This is a genomic window from Roseateles asaccharophilus (genome assembly GCF_004362405.1).
Taxonomy (GTDB): Bacteria; Pseudomonadota; Gammaproteobacteria; order Burkholderiales; family Burkholderiaceae_C; genus Kinneretia; species Kinneretia asaccharophila.
Genome location: NZ_SNXE01000002.1, coordinates 247,357 through 261,123, shown reverse-complemented (window position 1 = coordinate 261,123; position 13,767 = coordinate 247,357). Strand labels below are relative to the sequence as shown.

The following is a 13,767-nucleotide window of genomic DNA, read 5'->3' as shown; positions in this document are numbered from 1 at the left end:
AGAGCCAATTCCATGGAACCCATGCTCGCGCTGGATCCGACCGGCATGCGACTGCAGGCCGAAGGCCCCGGTCTGGCCGTGCAGATCCACGCCCAGCTCAAGGCCCGCATCCTGGCCGGCGAGTTGCCGGCGGCCCTGAGACTGCCCACCACGCGCGAGCTGGCGCGGCAGCTGGGCGTCTCGCGCAACACGGTGCTGCGCGCCTATGAGCAGCTGCTGGCCGAGGGATTTCTGCAGGCCCGGGTGGGCGACGGCAGCTATGTGGCGCCGCTGCCCCCGAGCCCGAGTGCAGCCCCCTCACGCATAGGCCCCGCTGACACATGCGCCCTGCCCGCCTCGCCGCTGTGGCAGCGCCTGGACCAGGACTTCAGGCCGGCCCGGGTGCTGCCAGGCCCGCCACGCGCCTTCCGCCACGGCGTGCCGGCCCTGGACGTGTTCCCGCACGCGGTCTGGGCGCGACTGCAGGCGCGCTTCTGGCGCCGGTCCCGCCAGCAGCCCCTGGGCTATAGCGATGCCGCTGGCCTGCCACGTCTGCGCGAGGCCATTGCCGCTTATCTGCGCCACGCGCGCGGCCTGCCCTGCATGGCCGAACAGGTGGTGGTGACCAGCGGCTCGCAGCAGGCGATTGCCATGAGCGCCCTGGCCCTGCTGGGGCCGGGCGAGCGTGCAGCCATGGAGATGCCCGGCTATCGCGCCGCCGCCGCAGCCCTGGCCCTGGCGGGCACGCCGGTGCTGCGCGTGCCGGTGGATGAGCAGGGCCTGCAGGTGGCGGCGCTGGAGGCCCTGGGGCCCTGCCGCCTGCTGCACCTCACGCCCTCGCACCAGTTCCCCACCGGGGCGGTGATGGAGGCCCGCCGCCGCCTGGAGCTGCTGGCCTGGGCGCGGCGCCAGCAGGCCTGGCTGCTGGAGGACGACTACGACGGCGAGTACCGCTACAGCGGCGTGCCCCTGGCCCCGCTGGCGGCGCTGGACACCGAGGGCCGCACGCTCTACGCCGGAACCTTCTCCAAGCTGCTCTTCCCGGGTCTGCGCCTGGGCTATCTGGTGCTGCCGCCGGCCCTGGCCCAGGCCTTTGCGCGCCTGCGCTGGGCCCTGGACCGGCATGCCTCGGTGGCAGACCAGGCGGTGCTGGCCGACTTCATCGAGCAGGGTGAGTTCCTGCGCCATGTGCGCCGGGTGCGGCGCGCCGCGGCCCAGCGCCGCGAGGCCCTGCTGCAGGCCTGGCAGCGGCATTTCGGCAGCGCGGGAGAACTGGCCCTGAGCACGCCCCAGGCCGGTCTGCACGCCCTGCTGCCCCTTGAAGAGCCAGCCCACGAGCAAGACCTGGCCCAGCGAGCCGAAGCCGCCGGCATCGAAGTGGGTCGACTGCGTCAGGTCGGCCAGGTGCCGGGGGCCTGCTCACGATCGGGCCTCTTGCTGGGCTTCGCGGCGGTGACGCCGAGCGCCATCGAGACAGCCGTAGCCACTCTGGCAGGCGTCTGGAATCGCAGGCCAGCCCCGCAGGCCCGTAAATGAAAAACGCCGCGCAATTTTCATTGCGCGGCGTTCTCATGTTTTGCTGGCGGAGACGGAGGGATTCGAACCCTCGATGCAGGTTTTGCCCACATACTCCCTTAGCAGGGGAGCACCTTCGGCCACTCGGTCACGTCTCCAGCAGAGCCTCGCATTCTATATCAAGATTTTGAGGCCCCAAGCAAAATTCGCTGAGTTTTTTCAGGCGGCCTGATCCTGGTCCAGATCGAAAGCCTTGTGCAGGGCGCGCACGGCCAGCTCCATGTACTTCTCGTCGATCACGACCGAGGTCTTGATCTCGCTGGTGGAGATCATCTGGATATTGATGCCCTCTTCGCTCAGCGCGCGGAACATCTTGGAGGCCACGCCCACGTGGGAGCGCATGCCGATGCCCACGATGGACACCTTGCAGATGCGCTGGTCGCCCAGCACCTTGGCGGCCTGCACGGCCGGGCCCACGGTCTTCTCCAGCAGCTCAATGGCGCGAGCATAGTCATTGCGATGCACGGTGAAGCTGAAGTCGGTCTTGCCGTCCTGCGAGACGTTCTGGATGATCACGTCCACATCGATATTGGCATCGGCCACCGGGCCCAGAATCTGGAACGCGATGCCCGGCTTGTCCGGCACGCCCAGCAGGGTCACCTTGGCTTCGTCACGGTTGAAGGCGATGCCCGACACGACGGCTTGTTCCATTTTTTCGTCCTCTTCAAAACTGATCAGGGTGCCGGACTTGGCTTCCTCGTTGATATCGATGTCCCAGGGCGTGAAGCTGGACAGCACGCGCAGTGGCACGCGGTACTTGCCCGCGAACTCCACCGAGCGGATCTGCAGGATCTTGGAGCCCAGCGAGGCCATCTCCAGCATCTCTTCGAAGCTGATGGTGTGCAGGCGGCGTGCCTCGGGCACGATGCGCGGGTCCGTGGTGTAGACGCCATCCACATCGGTGTAGATCAGGCACTCGTCGGCCTTCATCGCCGCGGCGATGGCCACGGCCGAGGTGTCGGAGCCGCCACGGCCCAGCGTGGTGATGTTCTGCTCCTCATCGACACCCTGAAAGCCGGCGATCACGACGACCTTGCCGGCGGCCAGATCGGCGCGCACGCGGGCATCGTCGATGCTTTCAATCCGGGCCTTGGTGTGGGAAGAGTCAGTCTGCACCGGCACCTGCCAGCCGGTGTAGCTGACGGCCTCCAGACCCTCGGCCTGCAGCGCGATGGCCAGCAGGCCCACCGAGACCTGCTCGCCGGTGGCGGCGATCATGTCGAGTTCGCGCATCAGCTCGGGCGTGCTCGCGCCGGCCGGCGACAGCTCTTTGGCCAGGCCCAGCAGGCGGTTGGTCTCGCCGCTCATGGCCGAGGGCACGACCACCATCTGATGCCCGGCACGCGCCCATTTGGCGACACGCTTGGCGACGTTGCGGATACGGTCGGTCGATCCCATCGAGGTGCCGCCGTACTTGTGAACTATCAAGGCCATGGGGAATCTTCAACGCGGGAGTCGGGGCCCGGAATCGGGCAGTTTGCGCCGCTTTTCGCAGCCCAAGATTCTAGCTGCCGCGCTGCAGCAAAACTGACATGGACGTTACAGAGCGGGCACAGAATCGGCCTGCCAGCGCAGTTTCAGCCCCGGCGTGCCGGCTTCGGCCCAGGCGCGCGCATCCGCCCCCAGCCCCGGCACCCAGAGCAGGCGATCGCCCGCGAAGAGCAGCGGTCCGCCGCGCTGCCAGGCCGGCACGGCCGCCGCCTGAAAGCATTTCTTGAGGCTGCGGGGCAGGCCGCGCGGCTGCGACTGGAACTGCTCGCCGCCCTGCCGCGGCCGTGCATGCACGGACTGCAGCAGCGAGGCGGGCAAGGCGGCCCCGCCCTCCCCGGCCGGTTCCACCCACCATCCACCACCAGCCTGCGGTAGGGCATGAAAGCCGGGCCGGCTGAGGTCCAGCGGGCCGTACTCGGCCGGGAGATCGTGCGCGGCTGCAGCCCCAAGGCTCAGCCTGCCCCGGTAAAGCCGCAGCTCGCCCGCTCCGCAAGGCCAGGTGCCGACGCGACGCCCAGGCAGCTCGCTCAGCAGGCGTTGCACCAGGCTGGCAGGTGCGGCCTGACCCAGGGTCTGCTGCAACCAGGCCCGCAGGGCATTGCTGGCTCGCGCGGGTGAAAGCCCGAGCAGCACCGCCACATCCAGGCCCTGGTCCGAGCACAACGGGGGCAGGTCTTGCGCCGCCAGCTCGCGCTGCAGTTCCAGCGCCTGCTGGGCCCACTGGGCGGACTGGCTCAACGCCGCCTCGGCTCCGGGAAACGCGGCACTCAGCTGGGGCCAGACCTGCAGACGCAGGCGGTTGCGAGCGTAGCGCGCATCGGTATTGCTGTCATCGTCGATGAAGCTCAGGCCCTGCTCGGCCAGATAGGCTTCGACGGCCTCGCGCGGTTGGTCCAGCCAGGGTCGAGCCCAGACCAGGCCTTGCTCGCGTGTCTGATGGGCCGGCATGGCCGCCAGGCCCGCCGCGCCCGCGCCGCGCAGGGCCTGCAGCAGCCAGGTTTCGGCCTGGTCGCGGCGATGCTGGGCCAGCAGAAGCAGAAGGGCTCCGCCCTGCACGGCCATCTCGCTCAGCGCGCGATAGCGCCCCTCGCGGGCCCAGGCCTCGATGCTCTGGCCGGCGGCAGGCGCCCCGTCAAGACGACGGAAATGAAAGCTCAGCGGCAGGCCCTGGGCGGCCCAGGTCTGGCACTGCGACTCGCAATGCGCCAGCCAGGCATCGGCATTGGCGCTCAGGCCATGGTGCACATGCAGGGCCAGCACACGCAGGCCCAGGGCTTGGGCCTGACGTGCGCTCAGGTGCAGCAGGGCGGTGGAATCGCGGCCGCCGCTGTAGGCGACGGCAAAGACGCCGGCATGAGGCGCCGACGCGTCGGGCAACACCGGCGTGTCAGCGGCTCTTGGTGTCCGAGAAACGGCCATAGGCCTGCAGGCGCTCGTAGCGGCGCTCCAGCAGTTCCTTGGGCTTGAGATCGCTGACCTGACGCAGCGCATCATTGAGCGCACGCTTCAGATAGGAGGCCATGGCCTTCTGGTCACGGTGGGCGCCGCCCACCGGCTCGTTGACGATCTTGTCCACCAGGCCCATGGCCTTGAGGCGGTGGGCGGTGATGCCCAGTGCCTCGGCGGCCTCGGCGGCGCGCTCGCTGGTCTTCCACAGGATGGAGGCGCAGCCTTCCGGCGAGATCACCGAGTAGGCCGAGAACTGCAGCATCAGCACCTGGTCGGCCACGCCGATGGCCAGGGCACCGCCGGAGCCGCCCTCGCCGATGACGGTGGCGATGATGGGCACTTCCAGCTGAGCCATCTCGAAGATATTGCGGCCGATGGCCTCGGACTGGCCGCGCTCCTCGGCACCGATGCCGGGATAGGCACCCATGGTGTCGATGAAGGTAAAGACCGGCAGTCCGAACTTCTCGGCCAGCTTCAGCAGGCGCAGGGCCTTGCGATAGCCCTCGGGGCGCGGCATGCCGAAGTTGCGCAGGGTGCGCTCCTTGGCATCGGCACCGCGCTGATGGCCGATCACCATGCAAGCCTGGCCGTTGAAACGGGCCAGACCGCCGACGATGGCGGCGTCATCGGCGTAATGGCGGTCACCGTGCAGTTCCTGGAACTCGGTGAAGACCTCGGCGCAGTAGTCCAGGGTCTGCGGGCGCTGCGGGTGGCGGGCGATCTGATAGACCTGCCAGGGCGCCACATTGGCGTAGATGTCCTTGGTGAGCTGCTGGCTCTTCTTGGAGAGGCGGTCGATCTCTTCCGAGATGTCCACGGCCGACTCGCTCTGCACATAGCGCAGCTCTTCGATCTTGGTTTCGAGCTCGGCAATGGGCTGCTCGAATTCGAGGAAATGTTTCTTGCTCATCAGTCGTCCTGACAGAGGGTCTTACCGCGCGGGGCCCGGGGGGTCCGGCTCCGCCGGTCCTGCAAGCCCGCCCCCTTGTAGGAGGCCGGCGCAGCCGGTAGGGATAGGCTAATACTCCACGGGCAGCGGATCGAGGCTGCGCCAAATGTACCACGTGGCTACCGAGCGATAGGGGGCCCAGGCCTCGCCCAGCTCCCGGGCCTCGGCCCGCGAAACCGGCTCGCCGGAGAAATACTGATCGCTGATGCCCTTGATCAGGCCCACATCATCCAGCGGCAGCACATTGGGTCGCATCAGATGGAAGATCAGGAACATCTCGGCCGTCCAGCGACCGATGCCGCGGATGGCAACCAGCTCGTCAATGATGGCTTCGTCGTCCATCTGCGTCCATTGGCGCACATGAACCTGCCCATCTTCGAAGTGCTGTGCCAAGTCACGCAGGTAGTCCACCTTGCGCAGCGGCAGCCCCACGGCACGCAAGGCCTCGGGCGCACAGGCCAGCAGGGCCGCGGGCTGAACCCGGGTGGACGGGCCAGGCAGCAGGGCCACGAACTTCGCCCAGATCGATTGGGCAGACTTGACCGAAATCTGCTGACCCACGATGGAGCGCGCCAGGGTGGTGAAGGCATCGCCACGTGCCTGCAGCCGAGCCTCGCCGAACTGGGGGATCAGCTTCTTCATGACGCGGTCGCGCTTGGCCAGATGGCGGCAAGCCTCGTCCCAGTAGTCCGGGGTCACCCCCGCTGCAGCGCGTCCCACCTCAGGCCTTCACCCAGGTCGTGCCCTGCGCCGTATCCTTCAGCACGATGCCCTCGGCCAGCAGTTCCTGGCGGATGCGGTCGGCCTCGGCAAAGTCGCGCGCAGCCTTGGCCGCGGCGCGCGCCTCGATACGGACCTGGATGCTGTCCTCATCCGCCCCGCTGCCCCCCTGCAGGTACTGACGCGGCGCCAGCTGCAGGACACCCAGGCAGGCGCCCAGGCTCTTGAGCAGGCGGGCCTCGACCAGGGAGCGGCTGCGGTTGATCTCGCTGGCCAGCTCAAAGAGCGAGGCCAGAGCGGCCGGCACATTGAAGTCGTCGTCCATCGCGGCCTTGAATGCCGCGGCCTGGGGATGGGCCCAGTCGATGTCACCCACCTCCACTTCGCCCACCGCGTCCAGCGCGGTGTAGAGACGGCGCAGGGCGCCACGGGCGTCCTCCAGATGGGCGTCGCTGAAATTGAAGGGGCTGCGGTAATGCGTGCGCAGCATAAAGTAGCGAAGGGTCTCGCCGTCAAACTTCTTCAGCACATCCTGGATGGTGAAGAAATTGCCCAGGCTCTTGGACATCTTCTCGTTGTCGACGTTCAGGAAGCCGTTGTGCACCCAGAAGTTGACAAAGGGCTGGCCCAGCGCGCCTTCGCTCTGCGCGATCTCGTTCTCATGGTGCGGGAACTGCAGATCCATGCCGCCGCCATGGATGTCGAAGCGCTCGCCCAGCAGGGCGCAACTCATGGCCGAGCACTCGATATGCCAGCCCGGCCGGCCGGGGCCGAATTCGCTGGCGTACTTGGCGTCCTCGGGCTCGCTAGGCTTGGCTGCCTTCCAGAGCACGAAGTCCAGGGGATCGAGCTTACCGTCGTCCACGGCCACGCGCTCGCCGGCGCGCAGATCGTCCAGCGACTTGCCGGAGAGCTTGCCGTAGCCGGGGAACTTGCGCACCGCGTAGTTCACATCGCCATTGCTGGCGCGGTAGGCCAGGCCCTTGCCTTCCAGCGTGCCGATCATCTGCAGCATCTGGGGCACGTACTCGGTGGCGCGCGGCTCGTGCGTGGGGCGCTCCACGCCCAGGGCGCCGATGTCGCGGTGCATGGCGGCGATCATCTCGTCGGTGAGCTCACGGATACTGATACCGCGCTCCACGGCACGCTTGATGATCTTGTCGTCGATGTCCGTGATATTGCGGACATAGGTGACGCGGTAGCCCGAGGCCTTGAGCCAGCGCTGCACCACGTCGAAGGCCATCATCATCCGCGCATGCCCCACATGGCACAGGTCGTAGATCGTCATGCCGCAGACATACATGCGGACATGGCCAGGCTCGATGGGGGCAAAAGGCTCGACCGCTCGGGTCAGCGTGTTGTAGATGCGCAGGGTGGAGGACATGAGGTGATGATGCCAGCTTCTGCCCCGCCGGGTCAGGCGGCTGAACCCGCAGACGGGCCCGAGGGCACAGCATGCGGGCCCGGTCGGGCAGTGGATACGGGCAGGCAGGTAGGCCGGGCTGCGGCCCCGTAGAATCAGCCCGCCAGTATACCGGCTCCCCCTGCGCCACCGCGCCCGCCCCAACCGCCCTATGTCAATGCCCCGACTCCTCCCCCTGCTGCTCGCAGCCGCGCTCACCGCCCCGGCCAGCGCCAGCGATCTGGACCAGGCACAAGCCCTGTGGTTGCAGGGCAAGCGCAGCGATGCGGTTAAGCGCCTGGAACAAGCCCTGCGCCAAAACCTCAACGATGCCCGCCTGCGTTTCAGCTTGGCGGTCATGCAGATGGAGCTGGGACAGACACAAGCCGCCGAGGCCGGCCTTCGCAGCCTGACCCAGGACTTCCCAGACCTCGCTGACCCCTTCAACAATCTGGCGGTGATCCATGCCGCCCGGGGTGAGCTCGAGGCCGCCCAGCGCGCGCTGGAGCAGGCGGTGCGCCTGCAGCCGGAACATGCCCAGGCCCAGGAAAACCTGGGGGATGTGCTGCTGCGCTTGGCGGCCCGGGCCTATGGACTGGCCCTGAAGCAGTCCAGCGGTGACACCGCGGCGCTGCAGCTCAAGCTGCGCAGCACCCAGGAACTGATTGCCCGGGGCCAGCCCAACTCACGCCGCTGAGCGACAATCCCGCAGCCAGCGGCGCCCAAGGCGCCGTCTGGCCGCTCATCCCGCCCTGTATCCGTTCAAGTGCCCATGAGAAACCTGACCAGTCTCGCCCTCGCCCTCGTCCTGTCCCTGGCCGCGGCTCCCGCCCTGGCCCAGACCGTGAAGCTCAGCACCAGCGAGGGCGACATCCGCATCGAGCTGGATGCCGAGAAGGCTCCCAAGAGCGTGGACAACTTCATCAAGTACGTGAAGGCCGGCCACTACAACGGCACCATCTTCCACCGCGTGATCGAGAACTTCATGATCCAGGGCGGCGGCTTCACGCCCAAGATGGAGCAAAAGCCCACCCGCGCGCCCATTCCGCTGGAGGCGGGCAACGGCCTGAACAATGTGCGCGGCAGCATCGCCATGGCGCGCACCGGCGACCCCAACTCGGCCACCGCCCAGTTCTTCATCAATGTGGTCGACAACCCCTTCCTGGACGCCGCCAATGCGCGCGATGGCCGCGGCTACGCCGTCTTCGGCCGTGTGGTCGAGGGCATGGAGGTGGTCGACAAGATCCGTAACAAGCCCACGGGCAACGCCGGGATGCATCAGAACATCCCGCTGGAACCCGTGACCATCAACAAGGCCATCGTGGAGCCCAAGAAATGACGACCAAGACTGTTGAACTGCATACCAACCACGGCCTGATCCGTGTCGAACTCGACGCGGCGAAGGCCCCCGTGACTGTGGAGAACTTCCTCGCCTATGTGCGCAAGGGCCACTACAACGGCACCGTGTTCCATCGCGTGATCAAGGGCTTCATGGTCCAGGGCGGCGGCTTCGAAGCGGGCATGAACCAGAAGCCCACCGACGCCCCCATCCAGAACGAGGCCAACAACGGCCTGAAGAACGACAAGTACACCCTGGCCATGGCGCGCACCAATGCGCCCCACTCCGCCTCGGCCCAGTTCTTCATCAACACCGTGGACAACGGCTTCCTGAACTTCAAGAGCGAAAGCCCCTCGGGCTGGGGTTATGCCGTGTTCGGCAAGGTCGTGGCCGGCACCGAGGTGGTGGACGCGATCGAGAAGGTCAAGACCGGCCGCAAGGGCTTCCATGACGACGTGCCGCTGGACGACGTCGTGATCGAGAAGGCGGTTGAAGTCTGAGGAACTGAAGGCGCCGCCGTCCTGGCGCGCCATTGACTTCCTCTCCGACCTCCATCTGGCGCCGGAGCTGCCGGCGACGCTGGACGCGCTGCGCCAGCACTTGCGCCAGAGCCCGGCAGATGCCTTCTTCCTGCTGGGCGATATCTTCGAAGTCTGGATCGGCGACGATGCCCGCTTCGATGCCTTCGAGGCTGAGTGCCTGACCTTGCTGAAGTCGGTCGGGAAACCGCTGTTCTTCATGGCCGGCAACCGCGACTTCCTGCTGGGTCCCGCCATGGCGCGGGACGCCGGCCTGACCCTGCTGCCCGACCCCTGCGTGCTTGAAGCCTTTGGCCACCGCCTGCTGCTCAGCCATGGCGACGCCCTGTGCCTGGCCGACACCGGCTACCAGCGCTTTCGCGCCCAGGTGCGCAGTGCCGCCTGGCAGCAGGACTTTCTGGCCAAGCCCCTGGCGGAGCGCCGCGCCATCGCGCGCGGCCTGCGTGACGCCAGCCAGGCCGCCCAGCGCGAGATGGCGCAAGAGGACTGGGCCGATGTGGCCCCCGACGCCGCTCGCGATGCCCTGCAGCACCACCGGTGCCAGGTCTTGCTGCATGGCCACACCCACCGGCCGGCGGTGCATGAGCTCGGTGACGGGCTGCAGCGCTGGGTGCTGTCCGACTGGGAGCTGGACCATGGGCAGCCTCGCGCCGACGTGATTCGGCTGGACGCCCAGGGCCTGAGGCGCCTGGTCCTGGCCGCTGCTGGGCAGCCCGACTGATGCTGGGCCGCCTGCTGCAAGCCTGGCAACGCCAGCGCGAGGCCAAGGCCTTGCGCGAGCGCGCCATTCCCGAGCCGCTGTGGCAGCTGACGCTGGCCCGCTACCCCTTCATTGCCCGGCGCAGCGCCGCCGATCTGGCCGAGCTGCGCCGCCTGTGCTCGCTCTTCCTGGCCGAGAAGGAGTTCCATGGCGTGGGCGGTTTCGAGGTCACGGACGAGGTGGCCCTGGCCGTGGCCGCCCAGGCCTGCCTGCCGGTACTGCGCCTGGGCCTGGCCGCCTACGCCGGCTTTGTGGGCATCGTGATGCATGCCGACGAGGTGCTGGCCCAGCGCGAGTTCATGGACGAAGATGGCGTAGTGCATCACTACGAGGAGCAGCTCGCCGGTGAGGCCATGGAAGGCGGTCCCCTGATGCTGGCCTGGGGCCCCATGCAGGCGGGTGTGGATCCCACGCAGGGACTGGACAGCATCTACAACGTGGTGATCCACGAGTTCGCCCATGTGCTGGACATGGCCGATGGTGCGGCCGACGGCGTGCCCCTGCTGCCCAATCTCGCCGCCCGCGAGCGCTGGCTGGCGTTGCTGGAGGATGAGTGGGCCTGGTTCTGCGACCAGGTGGATGCGGGCTATGCCACCCTGATCGATCCCTACGGCGCCGAGGCCCTGGAGGAGTTCTTCGCAGTGGCGGTGGAGGCCTTCTTCGTGGCACCGGCCGAGCTACGCCTGGAACAGCCCCCGCTCTACGCGCTGCTGGCCGAGTTCTTCCGGCAGGACCCGGCTCAGGACTGAAGCAATAACACAAAGAGGCCCCGCGGGGCCTCTTCTTTTTGTCGGCTCGCGCCCGCGACGTCGGTCAGCCTGCCGTCGCCGGCTCCGCCTTGGGCTTGTTGTCCTTCTTGCCCGGGGCGGGCTGGATGTCCAGCTGCACCTCGCCGGCCTCGTCCACGTCCACCGTCAGGCGGCCACCGTCGACCAGGCGGCCGAAGAGCAGTTCGTCCGCCAGGGCGCGGCGGATGGTGTCCTGGATCAGGCGCTGCATGGGGCGTGCGCCCATCAGCGGGTCGAAGCCCTTCTTGGCCAAGTGCTTGCGCAGCGCGTCGGTGAAGGAAACCTCCACCTTCTTCTCCGCCAGCTGGCTTTCCAGTTGCAGCAGGAACTTGTCGACCACACGCAGGATGATCTCCTCGTCCAGCGCGCGGAAGGACACGATGGCGTCCAGGCGGTTGCGGAACTCGGGCGTGAACAGGCGCTTGATGTCGCCCATCTCGTCACCCTGCTCGCGCTTGTTGGTGAAGCCGATGGTGCTCTTGTTCATGGTCTCGGCACCCGCGTTCGTGGTCATGATGATGATCACGTTGCGGAAGTCGGCCTTGCGCCCGTTGTTGTCGGTCAGCGCGCCATGGTCCATGACCTGCAGCAGCACATTGAAGACATCCGGATGGGCCTTCTCGATCTCGTCGAGCAGCAGCACCGAATGCGGCTTCTTGGTCACGGCCTCGGTCAGCAGACCGCCCTGGTCAAAGCCCACATAGCCCGGGGGCGCGCCAATCAGGCGGCTCACCGCATGGCGCTCCATGTACTCCGACATGTCGAAGCGGATCAGCTCGATGCCCAGGATATAGGCCAGTTGCTTGGCCACCTCGGTCTTGCCCACACCGGTGGGGCCGCTGAAGAGGAAGCTGCCGATGGGCTTGTCCGGCTTGCCCAGGCCCGAGCGCGCCATCTTGATGGCAGCGGCCAGGGCATCAATGGCCGGATCCTGACCAAAGACCACGCTCTTGAGATCGCGGTCCAGGCTCTTGAGCTTGCCGCGGTCGTCGCTGGAGACGCTGGCCGGCGGGATGCGCGCGATCTTGGCCACGATGTCCTCGACCTCGTTGCGCGTGATGGTCTTCTTCTGCTTGCTCTTGGGCAGGATGCGCTGTGCGGCACCAGCCTCGTCGATCACGTCGATGGCCTTGTCCGGCAGATGGCGGTCATTGATGTACTTGGCCGAGAGCTCGGCTGCGGCCTGCAGGGCGCCCAGGGCGTACTTGACGCTGTGGTGCTCCTCGAAGCGAGACTTCAGGCCCTTGAGGATCTCCACCGTCTGCTCGACGGAGGGTTCCACCACATCCACCTTCTGGAAGCGACGGGACAGGGCTGCATCCTTCTCGAAGATGCCGCGGTACTCGCTGAAGGTGGTGGCACCGATGCACTTCATCGCGCCCGAACTCAGCGCGGGCTTGAGCAGATTGCTCGCATCCAGCGTGCCGCCCGAGGCCGCACCGGCGCCGATCAGGGTGTGGATCTCGTCGATGAAGAGAATCGCGTGCGGCTGCTCCTTGAGCTGCTTGAGCACGGCCTTGAGGCGCTGCTCGAAGTCGCCACGGTACTTGGTGCCCGCCAGCAGCGCGCCCATGTCCAGGGAATACACCACGCTGTCGGCCAGCACATCGGGCACCTGACCCTCGGTGATGCGCCAAGCCAGGCCCTCGGCGATGGCGGTCTTGCCCACACCGGCCTCACCCACCAGCAGCGGGTTGTTCTTGCGGCGGCGGCACAGCACCTGCACCACGCGCTCCACCTCGCCCTCGCGACCGATCAGGGGATCGATCTTGCCGTCCTTGGCCTGCTGGTTGAGGTTCTGGGTGAACTGCTCCAGGGGCGAACCCTTGCCGCCGCCCTGGCCCTCGCCCTCTTCACGCTCGGCCTCGTTGCCACCATTGCCTTCCTGGCCCTTGCCGGAGCCCTGGGGTTCGGGCGGCTCGCTCTTCTTGATGCCGTGGGCGATGTAGTTCACCACGTCCAGGCGCGTCACACCCTGCTGATGCAGGTAGTAGACGGCGTGCGAGTCCTTCTCGCCGAAGATGGCGACCAGCACGTTCGCGCCGGTCACTTCCTTCTTGCCCGAGCCGGTGGACTGCACATGCATGATGGCGCGCTGGATCACGCGCTGGAAACCCAGAGTGGGCTGGGTATCCACCTCTTCGGTGCCGCCCACCGTGGGCGTGTTTTCCTTGATGAACTGCGCCAGGCTCTTGCGCAGATCGTCGATATTGGCGGAGCAGGCCCTCAACACCTCGGCCGCCGAGGGGTTGTCCAGCAGCGCCATCAGCAGGTGCTCCACGGTGATGAATTCGTGGCGCTGCTGGCGCGCCTCGACAAACGCCATGTGCAGGCTGACTTCAAGCTCTTGCGCGATCATGCGGCCTCCATAATGCACTGCAGGGGGTGCCCGGCTCGCCGCGCGGCCGCCAACACCAGTTCGACCTTGGTGGCCGCTACATCCTTGGTGAAGACACCGCAGACGCCTCGACCCTCGTGATGGATTTTCAGCATGATTTGGGTAGCTGTATCCAGGTCATGTCGAAAATATTCTTGGAGCACCATCACGACGAATTCCATCGGGGTGAAATCGTCGTTAAGCATCAGCACCTGGTACAGGCGAGGGGGTTCCGTCTTCTGCGGCACCCGCTCCAGAACGGTCGTGCCGTCCCCACCCTCGCGCGCCGGCTGGGCGGGCGGAGTCTCTGGGGGCTTGGACGGCGGCTGTTCGGGGAAATCAGGCATGTTTCGATTCTATAGATGGGGTGCCGGGGCGGGACTGCAAGAGCGCCAGAAG

General features: G+C 67.1%; 13 protein-coding genes and 1 tRNA gene. 6 read left to right on the top strand and 8 right to left on the bottom strand.

The genetic code is table 11. The features are described 5' to 3' along the window. Positions 1–12: 12 nt before the first annotated feature. Complete coding sequence (pdxR, locus tag DFR39_RS06000) at positions 13–1,515, top strand: MocR-like pyridoxine biosynthesis transcription factor PdxR (protein WP_211343813.1); 1,503 nt, start codon at positions 13–15, stop codon at positions 1,513–1,515. A 44-nt stretch (positions 1,516–1,559) separates the two neighbouring features. Here pdxR and DFR39_RS05995 read toward each other — a convergent pair. From DFR39_RS05995 to cysS, 6 genes are all read right to left on the bottom strand, one after another. Continuing rightward, positions 1,560–1,652, bottom strand: a tRNA-Ser gene (locus DFR39_RS05995). Between the two features lie 61 nt (positions 1,653–1,713). Beyond that, positions 1,714–2,988 (bottom strand): aspartate kinase, encoded by a 1,275-nt coding sequence (locus tag DFR39_RS05990; protein ID WP_133602635.1) that lies wholly within the window; start codon positions 2,986–2,988, stop codon positions 1,714–1,716. 105 nt (positions 2,989–3,093) lie between these two features. Next, on the bottom strand, positions 3,094–4,425 hold the full coding sequence (gene tilS / locus DFR39_RS05985; RefSeq protein ID WP_246030711.1) for a tRNA lysidine(34) synthetase TilS: 1,332 nt from the start codon (positions 4,423–4,425) through the stop codon (positions 3,094–3,096). 7 nt (positions 4,426–4,432) lie between these two features. After that, the gene (locus DFR39_RS05980; protein ID WP_133602633.1) at positions 4,433–5,404 is read right to left on the bottom strand and encodes an acetyl-CoA carboxylase carboxyltransferase subunit alpha; all 972 of its coding nucleotides are present in this window, start codon (positions 5,402–5,404) and stop codon (positions 4,433–4,435) included. A 108-nt stretch (positions 5,405–5,512) separates the two neighbouring features. After that, positions 5,513–6,163: a DNA-3-methyladenine glycosylase family protein gene (locus tag DFR39_RS05975; RefSeq protein WP_246030710.1), complete on the bottom strand. Its 651-nt coding sequence runs from the start codon at positions 6,161–6,163 to the stop codon at positions 5,513–5,515. A gap of 1 nt (position 6,164) precedes the next feature. Then, positions 6,165–7,547 carry a cysteine--tRNA ligase gene (cysS, locus tag DFR39_RS05970; RefSeq protein ID WP_133602632.1) on the bottom strand — a complete coding sequence of 461 codons (1,383 nt, stop codon included), beginning with the start codon at positions 7,545–7,547 and terminating at the stop codon, positions 6,165–6,167. 196 nt (positions 7,548–7,743) lie between these two features. On the opposite strand from cysS, the gene DFR39_RS05965 reads away from it, so the two are divergent. From DFR39_RS05965 to DFR39_RS05945, 5 genes are all read left to right on the top strand, one after another. Next, positions 7,744–8,262 (top strand): tetratricopeptide repeat protein, encoded by a 519-nt coding sequence (locus DFR39_RS05965; protein WP_162849435.1) that lies wholly within the window; start codon positions 7,744–7,746, stop codon positions 8,260–8,262. A gap of 75 nt (positions 8,263–8,337) precedes the next feature. Further along, on the top strand, positions 8,338–8,904 hold the full coding sequence (locus DFR39_RS05960) for a peptidylprolyl isomerase (protein ID WP_133602630.1): 567 nt from the start codon (positions 8,338–8,340) through the stop codon (positions 8,902–8,904). Then, the gene (locus tag DFR39_RS05955; protein WP_133602629.1) at positions 8,901–9,404 is read left to right on the top strand and encodes a peptidylprolyl isomerase; all 504 of its coding nucleotides are present in this window, start codon (positions 8,901–8,903) and stop codon (positions 9,402–9,404) included. Before DFR39_RS05960 ends, DFR39_RS05955 begins: the two co-directional genes overlap by 4 nt. Next, positions 9,394–10,164, top strand: coding sequence for a UDP-2,3-diacylglucosamine diphosphatase (locus DFR39_RS05950; RefSeq protein ID WP_133602628.1), 771 nt, complete (start codon positions 9,394–9,396; stop codon positions 10,162–10,164). Before DFR39_RS05955 ends, DFR39_RS05950 begins: the two co-directional genes overlap by 11 nt. Then, positions 10,164–10,952 (top strand): M90 family metallopeptidase, encoded by a 789-nt coding sequence (locus DFR39_RS05945; RefSeq protein WP_133602627.1) that lies wholly within the window; start codon positions 10,164–10,166, stop codon positions 10,950–10,952. Before DFR39_RS05950 ends, DFR39_RS05945 begins: the two co-directional genes overlap by 1 nt. Before the next feature lie 64 nt (positions 10,953–11,016). Here DFR39_RS05945 and clpA read toward each other — a convergent pair whose 3' ends face one another. Together clpA and clpS are read right to left on the bottom strand one after the other, a co-directional pair. Beyond that, entirely contained in the window at positions 11,017–13,350 is a 2,334-nt protein-coding gene (clpA, locus tag DFR39_RS05940; protein WP_133602626.1) for an ATP-dependent Clp protease ATP-binding subunit ClpA, read from the bottom strand. Beyond that, the gene (clpS, locus tag DFR39_RS05935) at positions 13,347–13,715 is read right to left on the bottom strand and encodes an ATP-dependent Clp protease adapter ClpS (protein ID WP_133602625.1); all 369 of its coding nucleotides are present in this window, start codon (positions 13,713–13,715) and stop codon (positions 13,347–13,349) included. The genes clpA and clpS overlap by 4 nt, the downstream gene beginning before the upstream one ends. Positions 13,716–13,767 lie beyond the last annotated feature (52 nt).